The 22,303-nt window shown below is 66.4% G+C and carries 20 protein-coding genes; 6 read left to right on the plus strand and 14 right to left on the minus strand.

Features of this window, described 5'->3' with window-relative positions; translation table 11 throughout:
* Nucleotides 1–35: 35 nt before the first annotated feature.
* The 5 genes from K5X80_RS06965 to K5X80_RS06985 form a co-directional block, all read right to left on the minus strand.
* Nucleotides 36–782 carry a glutamine amidotransferase gene (locus K5X80_RS06965; protein ID WP_222560119.1) on the minus strand — a complete coding sequence of 249 codons (747 nt, stop codon included), beginning with the start codon at nt 780–782 and terminating at the stop codon, nt 36–38.
* A gap of 116 nt (nt 783–898) precedes the next feature.
* Nucleotides 899–1,822, minus strand: coding sequence for a cysteine synthase A (gene cysK, locus K5X80_RS06970; RefSeq protein ID WP_222560120.1), 924 nt, complete (start codon nt 1,820–1,822; stop codon nt 899–901).
* A complete protein-coding gene (locus tag K5X80_RS06975; protein WP_222560121.1) occupies nt 1,819–2,475 on the minus strand; it encodes an RBBP9/YdeN family alpha/beta hydrolase in 657 nt (218 codons plus the stop codon). Before K5X80_RS06975 ends, cysK begins: the two co-directional genes overlap by 4 nt.
* 255 nt (nt 2,476–2,730) lie before the next feature.
* Nucleotides 2,731–3,534: a lipid II flippase Amj family protein gene (locus K5X80_RS06980; protein WP_222560122.1), complete on the minus strand. Its 804-nt coding sequence runs from the start codon at nt 3,532–3,534 to the stop codon at nt 2,731–2,733.
* Nucleotides 3,535–3,614: 80 nt separating this feature from the next.
* Nucleotides 3,615–5,276, minus strand: coding sequence for an ArnT family glycosyltransferase (locus K5X80_RS06985; protein ID WP_261390692.1), 1,662 nt, complete (start codon nt 5,274–5,276; stop codon nt 3,615–3,617).
* A gap of 25 nt (nt 5,277–5,301) precedes the next feature.
* On the opposite strand from K5X80_RS06985, the gene rfbF reads away from it, so the two are divergent.
* Nucleotides 5,302–6,078 (plus strand): glucose-1-phosphate cytidylyltransferase, encoded by a 777-nt coding sequence (rfbF, locus tag K5X80_RS06990; RefSeq protein ID WP_502778649.1) that lies wholly within the window; start codon nt 5,302–5,304, stop codon nt 6,076–6,078.
* Complete coding sequence (rfbG, locus tag K5X80_RS06995; protein WP_222560124.1) at nt 6,069–7,154, plus strand: CDP-glucose 4,6-dehydratase; 1,086 nt, start codon at nt 6,069–6,071, stop codon at nt 7,152–7,154. The genes rfbF and rfbG overlap by 10 nt, the downstream gene beginning before the upstream one ends.
* Here the strand turns inward: rfbG and K5X80_RS07000 are convergent.
* From K5X80_RS07000 to K5X80_RS07040, 9 genes are read right to left on the minus strand one after another with little or no spacing between them, the layout of a single operon-like run.
* Nucleotides 7,138–7,542 (minus strand): GtrA family protein, encoded by a 405-nt coding sequence (locus tag K5X80_RS07000; RefSeq protein ID WP_222560125.1) that lies wholly within the window; start codon nt 7,540–7,542, stop codon nt 7,138–7,140. The genes rfbG and K5X80_RS07000 overlap by 17 nt on opposite strands.
* The gene (locus K5X80_RS07005) at nt 7,539–9,362 is read right to left on the minus strand and encodes a thiamine pyrophosphate-binding protein (RefSeq protein ID WP_222560126.1); all 1,824 of its coding nucleotides are present in this window, start codon (nt 9,360–9,362) and stop codon (nt 7,539–7,541) included. Before K5X80_RS07005 ends, K5X80_RS07000 begins: the two co-directional genes overlap by 4 nt.
* A gap of 5 nt (nt 9,363–9,367) precedes the next feature.
* Nucleotides 9,368–10,384, minus strand: a complete 1,017-nt coding sequence (locus K5X80_RS07010; RefSeq protein ID WP_222560127.1) for an NAD-dependent epimerase/dehydratase family protein — start codon at nt 10,382–10,384, stop codon at nt 9,368–9,370.
* On the minus strand, nt 10,381–11,682 hold the full coding sequence (locus K5X80_RS07015; RefSeq protein ID WP_222560128.1) for a hypothetical protein: 1,302 nt from the start codon (nt 11,680–11,682) through the stop codon (nt 10,381–10,383). The genes K5X80_RS07010 and K5X80_RS07015 overlap by 4 nt, the downstream gene beginning before the upstream one ends.
* Nucleotides 11,679–12,647 (minus strand): glycosyltransferase family 2 protein, encoded by a 969-nt coding sequence (locus tag K5X80_RS07020; protein WP_222560129.1) that lies wholly within the window; start codon nt 12,645–12,647, stop codon nt 11,679–11,681. Before K5X80_RS07020 ends, K5X80_RS07015 begins: the two co-directional genes overlap by 4 nt.
* Complete coding sequence (locus tag K5X80_RS07025; protein ID WP_222560130.1) at nt 12,644–13,774, minus strand: hypothetical protein; 1,131 nt, start codon at nt 13,772–13,774, stop codon at nt 12,644–12,646. The genes K5X80_RS07020 and K5X80_RS07025 overlap by 4 nt, the downstream gene beginning before the upstream one ends.
* A complete protein-coding gene (locus K5X80_RS07030) occupies nt 13,771–15,657 on the minus strand; it encodes an SLBB domain-containing protein (RefSeq protein ID WP_222560131.1) in 1,887 nt (628 codons plus the stop codon). The genes K5X80_RS07025 and K5X80_RS07030 overlap by 4 nt, the downstream gene beginning before the upstream one ends.
* Complete coding sequence (locus tag K5X80_RS07035; RefSeq protein ID WP_222560132.1) at nt 15,654–16,451, minus strand: inositol monophosphatase family protein; 798 nt, start codon at nt 16,449–16,451, stop codon at nt 15,654–15,656. The genes K5X80_RS07030 and K5X80_RS07035 overlap by 4 nt, the downstream gene beginning before the upstream one ends.
* A gap of 33 nt (nt 16,452–16,484) precedes the next feature.
* A complete protein-coding gene (locus tag K5X80_RS07040; protein ID WP_261390668.1) occupies nt 16,485–17,297 on the minus strand; it encodes an aldolase/citrate lyase family protein in 813 nt (270 codons plus the stop codon).
* A 260-nt stretch (nt 17,298–17,557) separates the two neighbouring features.
* Here K5X80_RS07040 and K5X80_RS07045 point away from each other — a divergent pair, with 260 nt between their 5' ends.
* From K5X80_RS07045 to K5X80_RS07060, 4 genes are all read left to right on the plus strand, one after another.
* Nucleotides 17,558–18,151 (plus strand): M23 family metallopeptidase, encoded by a 594-nt coding sequence (locus K5X80_RS07045; protein WP_222560133.1) that lies wholly within the window; start codon nt 17,558–17,560, stop codon nt 18,149–18,151.
* A 110-nt stretch (nt 18,152–18,261) separates the two neighbouring features.
* Complete coding sequence (locus K5X80_RS07050; RefSeq protein WP_283249286.1) at nt 18,262–18,777, plus strand: RNA polymerase sigma factor; 516 nt, start codon at nt 18,262–18,264, stop codon at nt 18,775–18,777.
* Between the two features lie 27 nt (nt 18,778–18,804).
* A complete protein-coding gene (locus tag K5X80_RS07055; protein ID WP_222560135.1) occupies nt 18,805–19,803 on the plus strand; it encodes a FecR family protein in 999 nt (332 codons plus the stop codon).
* A complete protein-coding gene (locus K5X80_RS07060) occupies nt 19,787–22,276 on the plus strand; it encodes a TonB-dependent receptor (protein WP_222560136.1) in 2,490 nt (829 codons plus the stop codon). Before K5X80_RS07055 ends, K5X80_RS07060 begins: the two co-directional genes overlap by 17 nt.
* Nucleotides 22,277–22,303: the final 27 nt, after the last annotated feature.

The following is a 22,303-nucleotide window of genomic DNA, read 5'->3' on the forward strand; positions in this document are numbered from 1 at the left end:
CGCGCCGTGATGCGCGGCCGACGCGCTGTCGGCGATCAGGTGGCCGCAGGCTGCGCCGCGATGGTGTAAGCCGTCGGGCCGACAAAGCCGGTCAGCCAATCGCGGATCATCGCGCGTCCGGCGTCCACCGCGCCGGGGCCGAAGTCGGCGTGCGCCCGGCGCAGGGCCTGTTCGTCTCCGCCTGCTTCCACCACCGCTTCGGGCCATTGGTCGACCCAGGCATCGAAACGCGGATCGAGCCCCATTTCGGCATGGAATTGCAGGCCGAGGATATTGCGCCCCCGGCGGAAGGCCTGATGCCGATAGAGGTGGCTCGACGCCAGCAGTTCGACATTGTCAGGCAGCGTGAACGTATCGCCATGCCAGTGGAGGATCGGCGTATCGGCCAGGTGATGCAGCGGGTTGGCGGACACATCGTGATGGATGTGCACCGGATGGAAGCCGACTTCCTTGACCGGCCCGGCATAGACTTCGCCGCCCAGCGCCGCAGCCATCATCTGCGCCCCGAAGCAGACGCCCAGTGTCGGCCGGTCGGCTTCCAGCCGCCGGGCCAGGCGGCGCAACTGGCAGGCGATCCAGGGATAGCGATCCTGTTCGTACACCCCCATCGGCCCGCCCATCATGATGAGCAGATCGGGCGTGCACAGATCGAGCGTGGCGAACTCGGGATCGGTCACGTCGATCCGGTCGACTTCGTAGCCGGCATCTTCGATAGGGGCGCGATAGCCGGCAATCCCTTCGTGGGGCACGTGGCGGATGATGAGGGCGCGTTTCGGGGTCATCGCTGGATCATGCGGATAAGTGTTGCGGCCTGAACCGGTGATTGACCGGCCCAATCTGTTTAAACTCTCGTTCGGGAATTGGAATTGGTCTCTGTCTGTTGGGGGATAAAGTCTGGCTATTCTTCCAGGGGCAGGAAATCGGGCACCGAAAGATAGCGTTCGCCCGTATCGTAATTGAAGCCGAGAATACGGGTATCGGGCGGTAGTTGCTGCCGCTGGTGCTCTATCGCGGCCAGCGTCGCGCCGGACGATATGCCCACCAGCAGCCCTTCCGTCGTGGCGGAGCGGCGGGCCCAGTCCTTGGCCTCGGCCGGATCGACACGGATCACGCCGTCCAGCAGTTCGGTGTGCAGATTGGCGGGAATGAACCCCGCGCCAATCCCCTGGATGGGATGCGGCGCGCCCTGGCCGCCGCTGATCACGGGGGACAGAGTGGGTTCCACCGCGAAGACCTTGAGATCGGGCCAGACTTTCTTCAGCGCCTGCGCCACCCCGCTCACGTGGCCGCCGGTGCCTACCCCGCTGATCAGCACGTCAATCGGGTGATCGGCGAAATCGCGGCGGATTTCCTCCGCCGTTGTCCGCGCATGGATGGCGGTGTTGGCCGGGTTTTCGAACTGTTGCGGCATCCATGCGCCGGGCGTGCGGGCCTGCAATTCCAGCGCATGCTCGATTGCGCCCTTCATGCCCGTTTCACGCGGGGTGAGCGCAAATTCCGCGCCATAGGCCAGCATCAGCCGCCGCCGCTCGACCGACATCGATTCCGGCATCACCAGAATCAGGCGATAGCCTTTCACGGCGGCAACCATGGCAAGACCGACGCCGGTGTTACCCGACGTCGGCTCGATGATCGTGCCGCCGGGCGCCAACTCGCCACTCGCCTCGGCAGCTTCGATCATAGCCAGTGCGATGCGATCCTTGATCGAACCGCCGGGGTTCGACCGTTCGGATTTCACCCACACATCCGCATCGGGAAACAGGCGGGACAGGCGGATATGCGGGGTGTTGCCGATCGCATCGAGTACGGAATTCGCTTTCACCGGCCGATTTCCAGACGCGTTTCGCGCGCGGCGAGATGATCGGCGTTGCGGCCGGGCACGAGCGCGGCCGGGCGCGGAGCGACGGCGGCGATCAGGCGATCGAGCAGATAGCGGCCATAGGGCCAGTTGCCGATGCCCGAATCCGCGTTGATATGCCCCAGCGGGCCGACATCGACCAGCCGGCTACCCCAGATGCGGGCCAGCTTCTTCGCCTGCCCGAACGGGATATAGGGATCGTTCTGGCTGGCCGCGAGAATCGAAGTGAACGGCAGGCGCTGGCGCACCACGGGGGCGAACCCGGCGATGCGCGCATCGATGGCAGGCCCTTCCACCTGCGGCGGGGCGACCAGGAGCGCGCCCAGCACCTTGCTGTCGGCGCCGGGCCGTTCCAGTGCGTTCCACCAGCCGACGGCGTGGCAGCCGAGGCTGTGCGCGGCGAGGATCACCGGGCGATTGCTCGCGTGAATGGCGGCATTCAGCTTGTTCACCCAGGTGTTGCGGTGCGGATTGTCCCACATGCCCAGTTCGACGCGCACGCAATCGGCGTGTTCGCGTTCCCACAACGTCTGCCAGTGGCGCGGGCCGCTGTCGTTCAGGCCCGGGATGATCAGGATCAGCGGGTCTTTGTTATCGTGTCGGTGGGATGTCGCCATCTTGTGCTCCTGCGGTTCGATGGTGTGCTGCGGGTTTCTATAATTCCTATATAACTGATAGGGTATTGGTCTGTCGATGAAGCGTTGCTATCGCGCGCCCAATTCCTGGTTTTCGCTTATCCGGTTGATTTCGCGGCAATTGATGCCCGACGCTGCGGCGACGGCGACGGCGACAGAGCTGGCCGGGCCCGGCGGCAGACTATCCGGCTTCGGGTTGGCGATATCGGCGGGGGATAGCGCGATTCGCGCCGCGGTTCAGACGATCCCCGCAACATAGACCACCAGCCAGGCGGCCGGCAGGAACAACAGTTGCGCCAGCAGGGTTCCGGCCACCCGGCTCAGGGAAAGCCAGACGATCGTGCGACGGAACATCGGCTCGCTGACCTGCCCGGAAATCACGTCATCGGTCATGACCGAAAGCTGCGGATCGATCAGGATAAACAGCAGGATGGTGGCAAATCCGTTGACCACCGCCGAAAGCTGGGACGCGGTGACGCGGTAATCGGGAAAGAGATAGCCGGCATAGAGCGAGGCGACCACCCCGACCGTCAACAGCGCCTGCGCCAGGACATTGAGCGCGATCACGCTGCGCGAAACCCCGCGCGGTTTGCGCAACTGGGCGATGTGGGCGACTTTCGGGGCGGTGCTGGTGCGGCGCAGATAGCCCAAACCCCCTTTGGCGAAAGCGTGCATCACCAGTTTGGGAATCGAACGGTGATCCTGAAAATCGTTGATTGCGCTGCAAAACCAGCGCTGCACCGTGGGAATCAGCAAAGTGCCGAGCACGGTGGCGGCCGTGGCCGAAAACAGGATCATGCGGAAATCGGCCAGCAGATGATCGCCCGCGCCGGTAGCCAGCGCGCTTTCGATTCGTTTGGCCAGAAACGGCCCGAGAAAGCTGTTCGACAGGCGCGACAGCAGCACCAGCACATTGAACAGTGCAAAGGATATGGCGATCTTGCGGGTGCGCACCCCGGCGATACGCGCGGCGTAAGCCAGCGCCCCGATCAGATTGATACCGAAAGTCAGCAGGCAGATAACCGCAAGTTGCACATCCATGGGCGCGCTCCAGAAACGGAGGCTCTCATAAGGCGATTGCGGTTAAATTCCTACTTATTTAATCGGAATATAACAGCTGTTCACCGTGCGGAGCGCGGGGCAAGGCGATAGACATATGTCACCGGGCCGCCGCTTTCCCCCGCGCGCGGTGCGAAATAGGCTTCCAGCGCGGCCCCTTCCAGCACCACGCGATAGCGCTGCAACGCTTCTGCAAAGGCAATGGGGGCGGCGCGATAGCGATCGTAATGCGTCACGATGGCATAATCCGCCCGGCAACTGGCGATCCTTTCCAGCGCGACATGGCCGAGATCGACAGTCGGGCTGGCGGCGCGCTTGTTCTCCACTTCGCCATATTCGATCTGTCCGCCCAGGGCTTCGCGCGCATCGATGCATCCCGCCGCGCCGAGCGGGAAGATCACCCGCCGTCCGTCGCGCAGAAGATCGATAGCGGCTTCTTCCACCAGCACCGAATGCCCGGCGGGCACATGCTGGCGTATCCAGAAAGTCGCTGCCTGCCGCGTATCGTGCGCGCGCTCCGCCGCGCGGGATTGGCCGGTCTGCAGCATCGGCACCGCCAGCAGCGCGCACATCAGCGGCAGGGCAGCCCAGGCCGCTTTGGCCGGGAGGCGCGCCCGCAACCTGTCATGCAGGGCGCAAAGCGCATAAGCCAGAGCCAGCGCCAGGAACGGCAGCAGCGGCACCACCCAGCGCACCCAGACGAGATGCTGCGCGCAGAGCACGGCAAGCAGGAGCAGGATCACCGGCAGCACGACAAGCGCCCAGCGCCTGTCCCGCCATGCGGCGCAGGCCAGCCCGGCACCGGCCAGCGCCAGCCCCGCCATGCCGAACGATCCCGCCAGCGGCCCAGTGATGTACCAAGCGAGATTGGACAGGAAGCCCCCGCCGGTCGCGCCGGGATGGATGGTGCGCGCTTCCCCCGCCAGATCGCGCAGCACCGCCGGATAATCGAGCAGGAGATAGGGCGAGGCGAGGAACAGCGTGGCGACAGCGGCTATGGCGAACAGGATCACCAGATCCCATTCGCGCTGCCCGGCGCGCAGACGGGCGAACCCTGTGCACAGCGGTGCAATGGCGATCAGCGCGGCGGGCCACTTGGTCGCGGCGGCAAGGCCGACCCACAGACCGGCCAGCACATAATCCCGCTCCCGCCCGTCGCGCAGGATGGCCAGCGCGGACAATGCGCCCAGCAGCATGAAAACCGAAGCCTGCATATCGGTGCGGATGATCTGCGAATATTCGATATGCACCGCGTTGATCGCCAGCATTGCCGCCGCGATCAGCCCGATCCGTTCACCGCCCAGCCGCTTGCCGATACGATAGGTGAGCACGATGCAGACCAGCGCACAGGCCATGACGAACAGCCGCGCGGGCAGGAACACGATGCCCGGATCGGCATAGACCGCCTCGGCAAACCCTTCGGCCCCGGCAAAGCGGCCGGTCAGCATGCCCAGCATCCCCACCGCGAGGCAGACGAGCGCGAGGCAATAGAGCGTGATCGTGCCGGGGTGGCCGAACCATCCGGGATTGAGAGTCCTGTTCCGCAGCATGTCGAATGCCGTCATCATGAACAGCGGCTCGTCCGGATCGTTCAGCGCGGGCAGGCCGAAAGCGATTCCGTGCAGCCGCAAGGCGGCCGCCAGCGCGAGAATGGCAAGGAGAAGGGCGGGCGCGATCCAGCGCGCCGGGCCTGCTTTACGGAGTTGGGGGAAGGGGTCCGTCATCGTCACGAACGCAAGACGTGGAGCGATGATGCGAACCGTAATTCTGGCCGGGGGGCTCGGCACCCGGCTCGGCGAGGAAACCGCCGTTCGTCCCAAGCCGATGGTGGAAATCGGCGGCATGCCGATCCTGTGGCATATCATGAAAATCTATTCGGCCGCCGGGCTCAACGATTTCGTGATCTGCCTCGGCTACAAGGGGTATCTGATCAAGGAATTCTTCGCGAACTACTTCCTCCACACCTCCGACGTGACGATCGACCTGCGCAACGGCAACGGGATGGAAGTCCATCAGGCGCGCAGCGAACCGTGGCGGATCACGCTGGTCGAAACCGGCCCTGAAACGATGACCGGCGGGCGGCTGGGCGCGATCCGGCCCTATCTCGAACCGGGGGAGCCGTTCTGCTTCACATATGGCGACGGGGTGGCCGATATCGATATCGCCGCGCTGGTGGACTTCCACAAGAGGCATGGGCAGCGTGCCACGATCACCGCCGTGGCCCCGCCGGGCCGCTTCGGCGCGCTGGAATTCGACCGGCAGCGCGTGATCGATTTTCGCGAAAAGCCTGCTGGCGACGGTGGGATGATTAACGGCGGGTTCTTCGTCGCCGATCCTTCGGTGCTCGATCTGGTGGAAGGACCGGACACCGTGTGGGAAAGCGGGCCGCTGGAACGGCTGGCGCGCGGGGGCGAACTCATGGGCTATCGCCACGATGGCTTCTGGCAGCCGATGGATACCCTGCGCGACAAGAACTATCTCGAAGACCTGTGGGCCATGGGCAAGGCGCCGTGGAAATGCTGGTGAGCGCGCCTTGGGCCGGGCGCCGCGTTCTCGTCACCGGGCACACCGGGTTCAAGGGGAGCTGGCTGGCACTATGGCTCCATACCATGGGGGCGAAAGTCACCGGCTATGCCTTGCCCGCGCCGACCGAGCCGAGCCTGTTCGCAGCCGCGCGGTTGGCGGAACTGATCGATCATCACGAAGGCGATGTGCGCGATTGCGGCGCTCTGTGCGCACTGGTGGAACGGGTGCGGCCGGACGTGATTTTCCATCTCGCCGCGCAGCCGCTGGTGCGCCTGTCCTATGCCGAGCCGGTGGAAACCTACGCCACCAATGTCATGGGCACGGTGCATGTGCTGGAAGCGGCGCGGCGGGCCGGGGGCGTGCGGGCGATCGTCTGCGTCACCAGCGACAAATGCTATGAGAACCGCGAATGGGTCTGGCCCTATCGCGAAAGCGATCCGATGGGCGGGCACGATCCCTACAGCAGCAGCAAAGGCTGCGCGGAAATCGTCGCGGCGGCGTGGCGCCGTTCGTATTTCATGGATGGCGGCCCTGCGCTGGCGACCGTGCGCGCGGGCAATGTGATCGGCGGCGGGGATTGGGCGCAGGACCGGCTGGTGCCCGATCTCGTCCGCGCGTTCGAGGCCGGCATTGCTCCGCTGATCCGCTCCCCCGATGCGGTGCGCCCGTGGCAGCATGTGCTGGAAGCGCTGGGCGGCTATCTACGGATTGCCGAACGCCTGCTGGATGGCGAGCGGACTTTCGCCGATGCATGGAATTTCGGCCCGGCGGACGAGGATGCGCGGCCCGTGTCATGGATCGTGGAACGGATGCGCGCGGCCTGGGGCGGCGATGCCGGGGCGGCCGTGCCGGATACGAGGCCGCGCCCGCATGAGGCGGGATTGCTGCGGCTCGACTGTTCCAGGGCGCGCGCGGCGCTCGGCTGGCGTCCGGCGCTGACGCTCGATCAGGCGCTCGGCTGGATCGTGGATTGGCACAAGGCTGTCGGCGCGGGCGAGGATGCGCGCGCGGTGACGCGGCGGCAGATCGCGGCCTATGCTGCGCTTTCCGGGGCAGGGATCACCCGCGCGGCCTGAATGTCACCCGGCTGTGCCAGAAATAGCTGCCGACGATCAGCGCCAGAGTGAACCCCGTCTGCGCCACGGCGGGCGGCACTTCGGCCCCTTCCACCAGCAGCGGCAGCGTGGCCCAGTTCACCGCATAGTTGAACAGGTAGAAGCTGGCGAAATGGGCGAATTCGCGCAGCACGTTGCCGCGCGTGCGGAACACGGCGAGCTTGTGCAGCGTGAACGCGAAGCACAGGCACACCGCTTGCGCCACGGCGAGCGCGACCATGTAATGCGTGCGCAGCCACGGCACGGCCCACAGCAGCAGCGGATAGAACGCCAGGCCCAGCGCGGTGTTGATCCCGCCCGCGACGAGGAAGCGCAGCGGGCGCTCGCTCTTGCGGGCCAGCGTTGTCATTCCTCCTCCAGCAAGGCGATGCGCATGTTGTCGCGCAGCACCTCGCGCGGGAGGAAGGGGGACAGGTCTTCCAGCGCGGGGGAGGTGATGCGGCCATCGGGATGCTGCTTCGCGCCCAGCTTGGGGGCGAAAGCCACGTGTTCGTCGACCATCAGTTCGCATAACACCGGGCCATCGTGGGCCAGCGTTTCCGCAATCGCGCCGGCCAGTTCGCCGTGCGATCCGGCGCGGCGATAGGCGAATCCGAACGCCGCCGCGATGCCGCTGAAATCGGGAAAAGTAACGTTGCTTTTTGGGCCGCCGCCGACTTCCACCCCGTTGAAGAAATTGCGGTGGGTCTGGAAGATCGAGACATAGCCGCTGTTGTTGATGAGGAAGACCTTGATCGGCATGCCGTAGCCCGCGATGGTCTGCATTTCCTGCAGGTTCATCATGATCGAACCGTCGCCCGCGATGGCGATCACGCGCCGCTGGCCTTTGCTGGCGACATGGGCGCCGATGGCGGCGGGCAGATCGTAGCCCATCGTCGCGCAGCCCGAATTGGTCCACAGCCGCTGCCCACGCCGGAGCCGCGCCGCCTGGAAGCTGACCACGCAGGCGCTGCCGTTGCCGGTGACGACGATATCATCCTCGTCCAGCGCGTCGAACAGGGCGTCCATCGCGGCATAGGGGTGGATCAGCGGGCCATGGTCCCGGTATTCGGGCAGCACGGCGGGGAAGCGGCGATTGCGTTCGCGCGACCAGTCCAGCCATTCGCGATGCGCGGCGCCGGGCCCCGGATAGGGTTGCGCCAGCAGTGCGGGGATCAGGTCCTTCAAATCCGCCACCACGGGCCAATCGGGCGTAACCGTGGGCTTGCGCAGTTCCAGCGGATCGATATCGACCCAGATCTTGAACGCTTCGCGGGCGAAGCTGGCCCAGTTGTAGCTGACCTGGCGGATGTTGAGGCGGCTGCCGAGGATCAGCAGCAGATCGGCGCTTTGCGTCACCATGTTGCCGCCGCGGTCGCCCACGGTGCCGGGCCGCCCGCAATAGAGCGGGTGATCGTTCCACAGCGCATCGTGCGCGTTCCATCCGGTGACGACGGGCACGCCGAGCTTGTCGATCAGCGCGAGGAATTGCGCATGCGCGCCCGATAGCCGCACCCCGCCTCCGGCGAACACCACCGGCCGTTCGGTGCGGGCGATCCGGGCCAGAATATCGCCTGCAACCATGCTGCAATCGGTATGCCGCCACGGTTCGTCCAGTTCCGCCGGATCGAAGCCGGGCAGCAGATCATCGGGATCGATCTTCGCGGCCTGCACGTCGAGCGGGATATCGAGCCAGACCGGGCCGGGCCGCCCGCTGCCGGCGAGGTACAGCGCCTTTTCGAGGTGGTAGCGGATCGTGCGGGGATCGGTCACCATCGCGGCATATTTGGTGATCGGGCGGACCAGTTCCTCGATATCCAATTCCTGATCGCCGAACTGGCGCAGCGGCAGGCCGGTGTGGCGCACGGTGGTTTCGGTCTTCACCTGCCCCGAAATTACCACCATGCCGATGGAATCGACCCATGCGCCATAGACGCCGGTGATCGCATTGGTGCCCCCGGGGCCGGATGTGACATTGACCACCGCCAGCCGGTTGGTGAGGCGATAATAAGCCTCCGCCGCCATGGCGAGCGCCTGTTCGTGATGCGTGAACGTGGTTGTGAGCGCGGGATGCGTGCCGAGCGAATGGTTGAGATGCATCGCCCCGCCGCCCGTCAGCATGAAGACATCGCGGATGCCGCGCTGCGCAAGAGTTGCGGCGATCCAGTCGGAAAGTTTTACAAGGCTCATGGCTGTTATCCGTGGGAGAAGCCGTGGGAAAAGGCGGTGCGCCGGATCGCTTCATCCAGCGCGACAGTGGGCCGCACGCCCAGTTCCCGCCGGATCAGCGCGGTGGAAGGGACATAGCGGCCGGGGTTCCAGCCGGGATCGGGGCGGCCGAGGATTTCCACCTCCGGCGCGCCGAGCACGCGGGCGGTCAGCCGGGCGAGATCGGCAATCGAAACCGCCTCCTCCGATCCGACATTGTAGGCGGCGCCCGCGCGGCCCGCGATCAGCGCGGTCCACATCCACACCGCGAGATCGGCGGCATAGAGGTAGGACCGCACGGCGGTGCCCGCGCTTTCCACCCGGATCGTGCGGCCGGCCATGGCATCGCGGATGAAGTTTCCGGCGGCGAAATGGATATCGAGCGACAGCAGCGGCCCCAGCAGCGCGAAAATTCGGGTGGTGACCACATCCAGCCCAAACTGCCTGCCGTAAATCGCGCAGAGCATTTCCGCCGCGCGCTTGCCTTCGCCATAGGCCGATTGCGGATCGCGCGGATCGGGCGCGCCGGGCCATGTTTCGGGCACATGGGGCACATCGGGTGGCTGTGCGCCGTAAACCGCGCCCGAACTCATGAACATGATCCGCCCCGCCTGCCAGCCGCGCGCGCAATCGAGCATCCGGCGGGTGCCATCGACAATCGTGGTGAACATGCAGAGCGGATCGTGTGCGTTCAATGCCGCGCTGGCATCGGCCGCGCCGTGAATCACATGCGTGAAGGGGCCCGGCGGCGGTGTGAAGCGGGCGATGTCGCCCGCGATCAGATGGAAACGCCGCGCCAGATGCGGCGCCTGTGCCGCGAACCGCGCGGGGTCGCGGCTGAGCAGCACGGCCTCCACCGCAATCGGCGCGCGGGCCAGCGCTTCCAGCATCCAGCGGCCAATGAAGCCGGTGCCCCCGGTCACGAACAGCCGCGCGCCATCGAGACGCGGCCATAGCGGGGCGAGCGCCGCGTCCATTGCGGCAAGGTCGGCAGGCGGGATCATGCGGCGCTCAACCCCACGTGCGGAGCGTGGTGGCGATGCGCGCGGATCGCACGGTCGAGCGTGTCGAGCGCCAGCATCCACACGATCAGCACGATAAGCCCGGGGCGCAGGAAATGGCCCACGGTCAGCCCGAAAGCGGGATTGACGGTGCGTTCGCTCAGCCAGCTGTTGGTGGTGAGTTGCAGCACTTGCGCCAGCGGCCAATCGCCGACCACGCACAGCAGATAGCCGCAGGTGAGCGCGATGATCGGCCCGGGCCGCCGCCACGGTTCGAGGAACAGCAGGAACAGCAGGAACACCTGGGTGTATCCGCCGGGCGATTGGGTGACGAGGTAGGCCCCCAGCATGATCGCCGCGATGCGCGACAGCGGCACCGCTTTCGGCTGCACCCAGCTTGCCGCCAGCGCGGCCAGCGCCATCGCCTGGGTGCAGCGGATCACGATGGGCACCAGCATCTCGATCGTTTCGACAAGGCGCGAAGGCACGAATCGCAGCAGCGGAATGCCCGCTTCGCGCAGTGCGAGGAACGGGGCGTAGCTGGTCGAATAATTGACTTCGTTCCACACCTGCGCGCCCTGGAACACCACCCAGTGCGCGGTGTTGGAAACCAGTTCCATCGGCGTGCCGCCGCCCACCCACGCCAACGTGGCAAGGTAGAGCGCGACAGTGGCGATCCCCGCCAGTTCGAGCATGCGCCAGTCGCGCTTCACCGCCAGCGCCAGCGCGGGCAGCACGAGATAGGGCTTGAAATTGATCGTCACCGCCATGCTCAGCCAGCGCCATGCTTTCGATTGCATCAGCGGGCCATAGGCAAGCATGAAGAACGGCAGCGCGACGAGGATCAGATTGCCCCGTTCGAGCGTGAACAGCAGCGGCAGTCCGAGCCCGAAAGCCAGCGCGCGCATCGGCGCGGTGTAGCGGTCCGCCCGGTGGAAACTGGCCCACGCGATCACGACGTTGAGCGCGTAGAATCCCATGATCGTCCCGCGCGCCAGCCAGTCGCAATCGCGGGCATAGAGCGGTGACTGGAGATAGCAGCCCGGCAGGCTGAACGTGTCCAGGAAAACGAAGGACAGCGGCGGGTATATGCTTCGCCACACATCGTAGATGCCCTGGCGATTGGCCCAGTAGGCGGTGTTGAACCAGTCCATGAACGTGTCGTTGGTGTCGAACACGAACGGTTGCGGGAGATAGCCGGTCAGCCGGAAGAACAGCCAGGTGGCGAACGCGCTGGCCAGCACCGCGAAAGCCAGCGTCATTTCCGGCAGGAGATGGAAGAAGCGCGCGGCGGGATTCATGGCTGGTACGGCGCGGCGTGGGGGGAGGGGGAGAAGTTGATCCGTTCCGCCTCGATCACCAGCGGCACATGGCGGCAGCGTTCGGAAAGGATACGCGTCTGTTCGCCGATCAGGCCGAGAAACAGCAGCATGACGGCGAACATGCCGGTCAGGATCGTCAGGCCCAGCAAGGGCCAGGCCGGTCCGCCGAGCAGCAGCGCGGCAAGCGTGCCACCGGCGAGCAGCAGCGCGGCAAGCCCGGTCCACGCGGCGAGGATCACCGGCAGCCGCAGCAGGTTCTTGCCCGAGGACGCGACCCCGGACAACGCGAAGGAAAACAGGCTGGCAAAGGTGTTCTTGCTGTCGCCCGCAGCCCGTTGGGGCCGGTCGAACGGGATCAGCGCGATGGGGTATCCGCTTTCCACCAGCATCCCGCGGAAGAACGGTTCAGGCTCGTTCCAGCGGGCAAGGGTGTCCACCACTTCCCGGCTGTAGAGGCCGAAACCGGTGACGCCGGGCAGCACCGGATAGTCGCCGAAGCGGTTGAGGAAGGCATAGCCGAGATCGCGCGTGATCGCGACGGGCAGGGCGGTCTTCTCGCTGCGCCGCTGCGCCAGCACGATCGGCGCGCCTTCGCGCCAGCGGCGGACGAATTCGCCGATCATCGCGGGCGGGTCCTGGAAATCGGCGCACATGCCGATCACGGCCGCGCCGCTCGCCTGATAGATGCCGTAAGTGGGCGAACGCATCTGCCCGAAATTGCGGGTGTTGAAAATCGCCCGGATACGCGGGTCGGCGGCGCAGACTTCGCGGATCAGCGCGCGGGTGCGGTCGGTCGATCCGTTGTCGATCAGGATGATCTCGTGCGAAGCGGCGCAGCGTTCGGCCTGTTCGGTGACAGCGGCGCAGATCGCGCGGACGTTGTCCTCCTCGTTATAACACGGGATGACGATGGAGAGTTCGGGCCGGGGGCTTATCGCGCTCATGCCGCATCGCCCTTGCGGGCGCCGCGCAGGCGCAGGTCTATCCCCGTGGCGGGTGCGTAGATTTCGGTGAACAGCGCGATCAGCGCCAGCAACCCCAGCAGAGCAACGGCGGGAATGTTATACTTGCGATCGGCATCGACATGCGCGGCCTCTATGGCCTGCACATCGGTGGCGGTTTCCCCGGCCACTGCTTCCACCGCGACTTCTTCCGAAGAACGGGTGTAAACCTCGTGTAGCGCCTGGGCGAAGCGATAATCGCGATAGAGCGCGAGATATTCGTTCGACAGGCCGGAAAGCCCCGCGACATTGAGCCCGGCGGCGCTGCGATCGGGCACGGCGGTGCGGGCGATCTGCGCACGCAGCGAAGCGACCTCGGCCTGCGCGGCTTGCAGTTGCGGGTTTTCCGGCCCCTGGAATTTTTCCAGCATTTGCAGTTCGACCTGCTTGGCCTGCAACTGCGCTTCCAACCGGGTGCGCAGCGACAGGGCGGAGCCCAATTCCACATCGGGTTCGGCCAGGCTGTTCTTGCGGCGGAAGGCATCGAGCGCGGTTTCGGCGGCAACCAGCCGCGCCGATGCCTGCTGGAAGCGGTTCATCACCACTTCCTGCTTGCGCTCGATGCGATCCTCGTCGAGCCGGACGATCCGTTCGCCGATGGCGTGGACGAACGCGGTGGTGAGCGCTTTGGCTTCCCCGGCATCGTGGGTGCGCACGGTGATTTCGAGAATGCCGCCGGTCAGCGAATGGACATCGACCTTGCGGGCCAGCGCGACGCGCGCCTTGCCGATGTTGGCATAGCCTTGCGGGCCGACCAGCTTGAGGCGGCGGATCACGTCGTCGGTCACTTCGGTGCTGCGGCCGATGGCGAGATAGAGATCGATCGGCTGGCGCGCCCCGCCCAGCAGCGCGGCAAAGCCCTGGAACTGGCCGCCGAGCGCGTTCATCGTCGATCCCAGCCCGATGGTGTTGCTGTCCTGCGGCACCATCTTGGCGCGCGCGACGTAGGGGCGGGGAAACGCGCAGAGGATCGCCAGCAGCAGCGCCAGCACGGCATAGCCGATACGGCGCCGGCGCGGCGTGTTCCAGGCGGCTTTCGCCTGCGTGATCAGGGCGCCGGCGCGGTTCATTCGATCAGCGCCTTGATCGAGGCCGCGCCGATCAGCCCGCCGAACAGCGACCCGGTGATATCGCGCAGGCGGGCCCAGAATTCGCCGCGATTGGCGTTGATCGGGACATAGATCAGATCGCCGGGCAGAGCCTTCTGCCCCAGCGCCCGCCCGCCTTTGGCCAGCACGGTGCCGTTGGCGCGCACGACGAAGATTTCCTTCTTGTCGCCCATGCGCTGTATCCCGCCTGCCGCTTCGACGAATTCGCGGATCGTGCGCCCGTCGCGATAGGCGAACGAGGCCGGGCTGGGCACCGCGCCGAACACGCCCACCGTCACCGGGCGCGGCGGCACATGGATCGTGTCGTTGTTTTCCAGAACCAGATCGCCGGGCAATTCGCGGGACGTGACCGGCAGATCGAATATCAGCCGCCCATCGGGCTTGCGTTCGCGCAACTGGGCGACGATCGCGCGGACAAGCGTGAGGTTTTCCGGGCGGACCATTTCCGCGCGGCGGACGGATGTGACCGGCTGCGCGGTCAGCAGCAGTTCGGCATCGCGCAAGGCGCGATCATAACTGTGCTGTTGCTGTTGCTTCACGCTTTCGCGGGTGATGACGCTGGCATAGGGGAAGGCCTCGGCCGTGAGGCCGCCGGCCCTGGCGACCACTTCGGACAGGGGTGTGCCGGGGCGGAAATAGTAGCGGCCCGGCCGGGCCACTTCGCCGCTGATCGTCACCAGCACCGATTGCCCCTGCTGCGGATGGGCGATGGCCATGTTGGTCAGCACCCGGATCACATCGCCCCGCCGAATCTTGCGCACCCGCGCGTCCCCGGCGCTGATTTCCTGCCAGCCGCCGTCGGTCTGGCCCAGCGAGTCGAGCAGCATCAGGCGGCTGGCGTCCGCCACCGTGCTGATGCCCCCGGCATAAAGGATGGCGTCGTTCAGCGTCTCGCCCGGGGCGGCTTCGAAAATCGCCTCGCGGTTGACGCTGCCGAGCACCGCCACCTGTTCGCCCGCCGGAGCGATATAGAGGACATCGCCGTTCTGCAGCGCGATATCGCCGCTGCGGTCGCCTTTCAGCAGCAGGTCGTAAAGGTCGAAGTCGGACACCAGTTTGCCGCCGCGGCGCACCTGGATCGAACGGAAACTGCCGCCGGTGGACGGGCCGCCCGCCGCCAGCACGGCATTGGTCAGCGTGGACAGGCTGCTGAGTGTGTAGGAACCGGGCGTGGTGGCGAATCCGGTGATATAGACGGTGATCCCATGCAGCCGGGCCACGGTCACGTCGAGCTGGAAATTGCGGTACTGCCGGGAGACTTCGCGCGCGATCACGCCGTGCAGATCGCCATAGCGCACACCGCCCACCATCACCGCGCCGATGCGCGGCACGAAAATGCGCCCCTCGCGGTCGACTTTCAGGCGCAGGTCGGACGATTGCACCGAACCCGACAGGCCGAGCAGGATCTCATCCCCCGGATTGATGCGATAGTCGGTGGGAATCGCGGTGGTCGCCGGTGCGGTGAAATCGCGTGCATCGGGCAGCAGCAGTTCGTAGCCGAAGCGGCGGATCGGCTTGCCTGCCACACGGGTGACGAAGCTTTCGTATTCGCTGAACGGCGGCGGCGGCTTGATCGCCACGGGCGCCGGGGTGGCGGGGGACGGTGCATCGTCGGCCGCCTCGGCCGGCGCGCCGGCAAGCACCGGCGGCTGGTAGATGTTCGACGGCGTATCGGGAATGGCCACCTGTGTCGCGGCGGCGGCGGGGCCGGCGGTCCGGCTGTCGCGGCTGTCGACACTGCCGGTGGCGGCGACCGGCGGGGCCAGTTGGGCAGCGGCGACAGCCGGCGCCAGAGCGAGCGCCAGAACGCTCCCCGAGAAGGCGAAACGGAGCAGGGGATTCATAAAACGGCGTTTTCCATGCGGGCAAGGCCCGTGGCGGGGGTGAGAAGCGCGGCGGCGGCAATATCCCACAGCGCCGGGCTGGCGGCGGCCAGCACGCCCACACCGGGGCTGCCAATGCGGAACGGGCTGCCGTCCCAATGGGTGGCGCGGCCACCCGCTTCCTCCAGGAACAACACGCCGGCGGCATGATCCCACGGGAGAATGCGCTGATAGAGAGCGATATCGTCTTCCCCCAGCACGAGGCGGGCATAACTTTCCGCCGCGCAGCGCGGGATAGGAACGACGGCGAGCGCGCGTGCTCCCTCAAGAACGCGCGCCCGCCGTCCGGCTGACAGGAATTGTGTGCCGAGCGTAGCCCGGGGAGGAAACAGCCCGGTTCCCGCTGCGCGAACCGGAAGCCTGTCACACGTTGCGCCTTGGCCGCGCCGCGCGTGGCACAGGCGGCCGGACAGGGGATCGAGAAGCCATCCTTCCTGCACCGTGCCATCCGCGACCAGCGCGACCATCATGCCGAACGGGCGGCGCCCCGCCGCGAAATTGGCTGTGCCGTCGAGCGGGTCGATCAGCCAAACCAATCCACGGTCCAGATCGTCGAGCAGTCGCGGATCCCTCGATGCCGCTTCTTCTCCGACGATCCGCGCGCCAAGGCCCAATCCGGCCAGGCGATCCTGCAGCCTGATTTCCGCTTCATGATCGACGCAGGTGACGATTTCGCCGGGACTCTTCTCGGCGATATCGTCCGCGCCAAGCATGCAGAAGCGGGGCCGCACCACATCCTCGGCGACCTCGCGCATGATTGCGGAAACCATATCCTGCAAAGCCATGGTTCAGGCGGACAAAGTCACGATCCGGGGGCGCATCGCGGCGTGGCAGCGATCCTGCATCATGCGGATGCGGGCCATGTCCTCACCGGCGATCGTGCCGTAGTAATCGCGCTTGTTCTCCAGCCAGGCCAGTTCGAAAGCCACCGCGTTGGCGATGCCTTCCTCGAACACTGGGGTATCGGCCAGCGCGCCGTCGAACACGATCTTGCGCGTTTCGAACCGGTCCAGCCGGGTCTGCCGCACTTCGCGCAGGACCGGCGCGGCTTCGAGCGCGACCGACCCGCCGACCACCAGATCGAAATCGGCGCGGGCGCAGGCTTGCGCCACTTGCAGCACCGCATCGGTGATCATGCGCTGGTTGATGGCGTTGCGCGGCAGCCCGCGCGACAGCGTGAAATCGACGCGGCCGAACACGATGCCATCAAGCTTGCCCTGCGCCAGCGGCAGCATCGCATCGAGATTGCGCAGCGTGGTTTCGGTTTCGAGATTGAACAGGAATTCGGTGCCTGCCGCATCCGCGCCATAGACCGTGTCCCTGGCTTCGATGAACTTGCGCAGGGCATAGGGCGTTTCCACCATCGGGCCGATGATATAGCCTGCCCCATAGAGACGTGAGGCATGCAGATCGGACACGGCTTCGCAGCCTCCGATCTTGAGCGCCAGCTTGAGATCGGCCCGGAAGACCAGTTCGGTCAGGCGGAGCAGTTCGTCGGGCCGTGTGCCCTCTGCCTCGAATTCGGCTTTCACGGCGACGACGCCGTAATGATCGCGCCCCTTCTTCAGCATGTCGAGCATGCGGCGTTCGGTCAAATTCATCCTCGGCCTCCTCCTGTGCGTAGAGCGGTTGACAGCAGGGAGACGGATCAGGGCGCGGATTTCCGCAAAAAACCGGGCGCAAAAGTTTTTGCGGAAATGCGTTGCGGGATCGGCCGGGCCGCTCCGTCATCGGGGCGATGTCCCTACGCCTTTCTTCATGGCTGTGTGTCGCAATGTGTCTTGCCCCGTCCATTGCGGCCGTCGCGCCTTGCGCCGCTCAGGAATTGCCTGGCGGCGCAAGCGCGGCCTTTCGCGGCAAGATGCAGGACTGGCCGGGCGACAGTGCGCCTGCGCTCCCCGCCATGAGGCGCGCGGAGCCTGCCGCAGGCGGTGCGGCTGGCGAAAGCGGGGCCGCCGCCTTGCCGCGCCTGTCGTCCCGCTTCGGCTATCGCGCTCATCCCATTCTTGGCCGCCGCGCCTTGCATGCGGGGATCGATATCCCCGCCGATCACGGCACACCGGTGCAAGCCTCCGAAACCGGCATGGTGACCTTCGCGGGGGTAAGAGGCGGCTATGGCAAGATGGTGGAGATCGATCACGGGCAGGGGCTGCGGACCCGTTATGCCCATCTGTCGCGGATCGCGGTGGGTGGCGGCACACCGATTGCGCGCGGACAGATCGTCGGCCTGATCGGATCGACTGGGCGTTCCACCGGCAACCATCTCCATTTCGAAGTGCGGGTGCATGGGCGGGCAGTCGATCCGCTCGGCTATATCGGCATCGGCGGCACGGGCCGCGCGGCAGGCGGTTCATCCTATGTTTTCGCCCAGGCCGCCGCGCCGGAAGCGCCACACCTGTCGGCCTATGCCCGCGCCCGGATGGAAGCAGGACAAGCGGGTGGAAGCGGGCTATGATCGGCCTGACGGTGTTCGCAGGCGCCGGTCCGGCCGGAAAGGGGCTGCTGCCCTCAAGCGGGCGCGGCGGTATGGCCGGTGGATGGATACGCTGATATTTGGCCGGAATGATGAATCAGGAGGAACAGGTTCAGGGCTTGCAGCTTGTGCTGCTGAACGAACGCGGGCGCCTGCTGCGGTTCCTCGCTGCGCGCGGGGCCGGAGACGAGGCCGAGGATGTGTTGCAGGACCTGTGGCAGCGCGTGGCCGCCACGCCCGCGCAGCCGATCGCGGAGCCGCTGTCCTATCTGTTCCGCGCGGCGGAAAACATGATGCGCGACAGGCGCCGTTCCAACGTCAGCCGCGAACGGCGCCAGCATGCCTGGCACGAAGCCGGGCCCACCGCGCAGGAACAGCCATCGGGCGAACGGGCGCTGATCGCCCGGCAGAACCTGCGCGAAGTGGACAGGGTGCTGGCCGCGCTGGGTCCGCGGGTGGACCGGGTGTTCCGCCGCTATCGCGTGGATGGTGTCGGGCAGGCGGCGATCGCGGGTGAACTGGGGATCAGCCTCAGTTCGGTGGAGAAGGATCTGCAGAAGGCCTATCGGGCGCTGGCGGAACTGAAGGAAAGACTGGATGCGGAATAGAGCCGGTGTCTGCGTCATGAAAGCGCTATGAGCAAACACGCACACGAGGACGGCATCGGGGCGCAGGCGCGCCGATGGGTGATGGCCACGCACGATCCGGCATTCGCCGGGTGGGAGCGCCTGTCCGAATGGCTGGAGCAGGACCCGGCGCATCTGCTGGCTTATAACGAAGCGCTCGATCTTGATGATTGGGCGGCTGAAACTCTGGCGGTGGGCGCGGCGCAGGCGGACGAAACGCCGGTGCACGAAATACCGGCGGAGAACGAGGCCGAAAACGTGGTCGAATTCGCACCGCGCCCGCGCAACCGGCGCTGGTTCCTCGGCGTGGGCATGGCGGCGGCGGTCGTCGCGGCGCTGGGCGGCTGGACAGTGCTCGAACAGCTCAACAACAGCACGATTTCCACGCAGCCGGGCGAGCGGCGCACGGTGCAGCTTGCCGATGGATCGAGCGTGATCCTCAACGGCGGCACCACGATCCATCTCGACAAGCGCACGCCGCGCGAAGTGGAACTGGCGGCGGGCGAAGCGCTGTTCACCGTCCGCCATGACGAAAGCGATCCTTTCGTGGTGATGGCGGGGGGCACGCGGTTGCTCGATGCGGGAACGGTATTCAACGTCCTGAGCGAGGACGGATCGATCGATGTCGCCGTGGCGCATGGCGCGGTGATCTATGAACCGGCGGCCGATGCGATCCGGCTGGATGCGGGCCAGGCGCTGCACCGTTCGGGAAAGAAGGCGCGGCCGGTGCTGCGCAAGGCCGATACCGCCACGGTCGGCAGTTGGCAGAACGGCACGTTGCAGTATGACGATGCCACGCTGGATGCGGTGGCGCGCGATCTGCAACGCAACACTGGGCTGGACGTGCGCGCCGATCCCTCTATCGAGACACTCCGTTTCACCGGAACGCTGAGCGTGGCGGGATCGCCGCAGGATGTGTTCGCCCGTGTCGGGCCGCTGCTTGGCGTGCGGTTCGCGCCGGATGGTTCCGCATGGAAGATGATGCCCGCCGATGGTTCGCGCCCTTAGCTGCCTGCCCGTGCTTGCCGCGCTGATCGCCACGCCTGCCTATGCGGGCGACACGGCGGCGCGCGTCCATGTCTCTTCGGGCCCGTTGCAGGCAGCGATCGGCGATCTTGCCCGCCAATCGGGCGCCAGCATCGGCTTTCGCGACCGGGGGCTGGCGGCGGTGCGGGTGCGCGCGGTCAATGGCACGATGTCGGTGGAGAAGGCTCTGGCGGTGATGCTGCGCGGCACCAGGCTGCGCGCCCGCAAAGTCGCCCCGGCCAGCTACCTGATCGAACCCGCGCCGCGCGCCGCGCAAGGCCCGCCCCGCCGGCCGCCGCCGCAGAACGCGGGACCACGGCCCGCGCCACCGCCGGTGGCCGTGCCGCCGCCACAGGAAATCGTGGTCACCGCCACCAAACGCGATATCCCGCTCGGTGCCTATCCGGGCGGGTTTCAGCGTATTGATGGGGAGGATATTTCGACCGCCGACGCCGCGCGCGGATCGGCCGCGATCGAAACCCGGCTGGCCAGCGTGGTGACGACGCATCTGGGGCCCGGCCGCAACAAGATATTCATTCGCGGGATTGCCGATTCCAGCTTCGTCGGCCCGACTCAGGCCACCGTTGGGCAATACTGGGGCAACAGCCGCATCACCTACAGCGCGCCCGATCCGAGCCTGCGCCTCTATGACGTGCACAGCGTCGAAGTGCTCGAAGGGCCGCAGGGCACGCTCTACGGCGCGGGCTCGCTGGGCGGGGTCGTCCGCGTGGTGCCGCATGCGCCCGATCTGGAACGGGTCGGCGGCGCGGCATTCGGCGGCGTGCAGGCGGTGCAGCATGGCCAGCCGGGGGTGGATGGCGGCGGAATCCTCAATCTGCCCTTGGTCGAAGGCCAGCTCGGCCTGCGCGCGCTGGCGTTCGGTGCGATCGAAGGCGGCTATATCGACGATACGCGGCGCGGGCTGAAGGATGTCAACGATGTCCGCACCATCGGCGGGCGGGTGGCGTTGCGCTGGGATCCGGGCAACGATTGGATAGTCGATCTCAGCGCCGTGGGCCAGCGGATCAAGGGCGCGGACAGCCAGTATGCCGAGCACGGCAGCGGGCTCAGCCGTGGCAGCGGTATCGCGCAGCCCTATCGCAACGATTTCTGGCTGGCCGATATGATCGTGAGCAAATCGTGGGGGCCGCTCGAACTGACCACCTCGGTGGGATACACGCGCCAGTACGTGTCCGAGCAGTTCGAAGGCGCGGAACTGGTGGAGCCGACAGATCCCGCCCAGGCCCCGACTGCCACGACGATTGCGGCGTACAATCAGAAAAACCACATCGAAATGCTCACTGCCGAAACCCGGTTGGCGCGAAAGGACCGGGACGGCAAGGGCTGGCTGATCGGCCTCAGCCTGTTGAGCAACGAAGCCCGCGTGCGCCGCACGATGGACGGCGCGGTGCACGATACGCCGCTGACCGGGGTGCGCAACAAAGTGCGCGAAGTAACGCTCTACGGCGAAGGAACCGTGGAACCGCTCCCGCGCCTGACGCTGACACTGGGCGGGCGGCTGACCCATTCGCGGCTGACGGGCGCTTCTTCCGACGTGCTGGAAACGGTGGCCGACAGTCTCTCTCCGGAAGCGCGCAAAGGGCGCAAGGAAACCCGCCTTCTGCCTTCGGCGGCGCTGGCTTACCGGCCGAGCGACAAGCTGACGCTGTTCGCGCGCTATCAGCAGGGGTTCCGCCCCGGCGGGATCGCGGTGCGGCGCGAATTCATTCAGCGCTACAAGGGTGATCGTGTCGCCACGTTCGAAGGCGGCGCGCGTTATCACGACGCGGATTTCGATATCGAGGCGACCGGTTCGTGGACCATGTGGCGGCATATCCAGGCCGATATGATCGACGGTTTCGGTTTCCCCACCACACTCAATGTCGGGAACGGGCGCGTGCTCTCGCTCGGGCTGTCCTCCCGCTGGCGTCCGGCGCGCGGGCTGGAAGTGGATGGCGCGATCTATTTCAACGACAGCAAAGTGTCCGATCCATCGGATCTGGCGCTGACTATCGGCGCGAACACGCTGCTGGCGGCGGGCTTCGCGGAGGGGGCGGACTTTGCCGACGCCAATGCCGCCGCGCGCCGTCTGGCGCAGAAGGACATGCGCCGCCTGCCCAATATCGCCGATCTCAGTGGGCGGCTGGGCGTGTCGTACAGCGCACCGCTGTCGGACACGGTGGACCTGCGGGCGCGCGGCTATCTGCGCTATGTCGGCAAGTCGACATTGGGTGTGGGGCCGATCCTCGGGCAATTGCAGGGCGATTACGTCGATACCGGGCTCGAAATCCGGATCGGGCAGCCAACGCGCGGCGTCACTCTGTCGCTGACCAATCTGTTCGATGGGCGCGGCAACCGCTTTGCGCTGGGCTCGCCCTTCCTGCTGCGCGAACGCAACCAGATCACCCCGTTGCAGCCGCGCACGATCCGGCTGGGGTTCGATATGAGCTTCTAAGGAAGGGGTGATTGGGGAACCGGTCTT

It is taken from the genome of Caenibius sp. WL, assembly GCF_019803445.1.
GTDB lineage: Bacteria > Pseudomonadota > Alphaproteobacteria > Sphingomonadales > Sphingomonadaceae > Caenibius.

Coding starts and splice junctions, on each gene's coding strand:
- K5X80_RS06965 (WP_222560119.1), bottom strand. CDS start 782: ATGACCCCGAAACGCGCCCTCATCATCCGCCACGTGCCCCACGAAGGG.
- K5X80_RS06975 (WP_222560121.1), bottom strand. CDS start 2,475: ATGGCGACATCCCACCGACACGATAACAAAGACCCGCTGATCCTGATC.
- K5X80_RS06980 (WP_222560122.1), bottom strand. CDS start 3,534: ATGGATGTGCAACTTGCGGTTATCTGCCTGCTGACTTTCGGTATCAAT.
- K5X80_RS06985 (WP_261390692.1), bottom strand. CDS start 5,276: ATGACGGACCCCTTCCCCCAACTCCGTAAAGCAGGCCCGGCGCGCTGG.
- rfbF (WP_502778649.1), top strand. CDS start 5,302: ATGATGCGAACCGTAATTCTGGCCGGGGGGCTCGGCACCCGGCTCGGC.
- rfbG (WP_222560124.1), top strand. CDS start 6,069: ATGCTGGTGAGCGCGCCTTGGGCCGGGCGCCGCGTTCTCGTCACCGGG.
- K5X80_RS07000 (WP_222560125.1), bottom strand. CDS start 7,542: ATGACAACGCTGGCCCGCAAGAGCGAGCGCCCGCTGCGCTTCCTCGTC.
- K5X80_RS07005 (WP_222560126.1), bottom strand. CDS start 9,362: ATGAGCCTTGTAAAACTTTCCGACTGGATCGCCGCAACTCTTGCGCAG.
- K5X80_RS07010 (WP_222560127.1), bottom strand. CDS start 10,384: ATGATCCCGCCTGCCGACCTTGCCGCAATGGACGCGGCGCTCGCCCCG.
- K5X80_RS07015 (WP_222560128.1), bottom strand. CDS start 11,682: ATGAATCCCGCCGCGCGCTTCTTCCATCTCCTGCCGGAAATGACGCTG.
- K5X80_RS07020 (WP_222560129.1), bottom strand. CDS start 12,647: ATGAGCGCGATAAGCCCCCGGCCCGAACTCTCCATCGTCATCCCGTGT.
- K5X80_RS07025 (WP_222560130.1), bottom strand. CDS start 13,774: ATGAACCGCGCCGGCGCCCTGATCACGCAGGCGAAAGCCGCCTGGAAC.
- K5X80_RS07030 (WP_222560131.1), bottom strand. CDS start 15,657: ATGAATCCCCTGCTCCGTTTCGCCTTCTCGGGGAGCGTTCTGGCGCTC.
- K5X80_RS07035 (WP_222560132.1), bottom strand. CDS start 16,451: ATGCGCGAGGTCGCCGAGGATGTGGTGCGGCCCCGCTTCTGCATGCTT.
- K5X80_RS07040 (WP_261390668.1), bottom strand. CDS start 17,297: ATGAATTTGACCGAACGCCGCATGCTCGACATGCTGAAGAAGGGGCGC.
- K5X80_RS07045 (WP_222560133.1), top strand. CDS start 17,558: ATGCAGGACTGGCCGGGCGACAGTGCGCCTGCGCTCCCCGCCATGAGG.
- K5X80_RS07050 (WP_283249286.1), top strand. CDS start 18,262: ATGAATCAGGAGGAACAGGTTCAGGGCTTGCAGCTTGTGCTGCTGAAC.
- K5X80_RS07055 (WP_222560135.1), top strand. CDS start 18,805: ATGAGCAAACACGCACACGAGGACGGCATCGGGGCGCAGGCGCGCCGA.
- K5X80_RS07060 (WP_222560136.1), top strand. CDS start 19,787: ATGGTTCGCGCCCTTAGCTGCCTGCCCGTGCTTGCCGCGCTGATCGCC.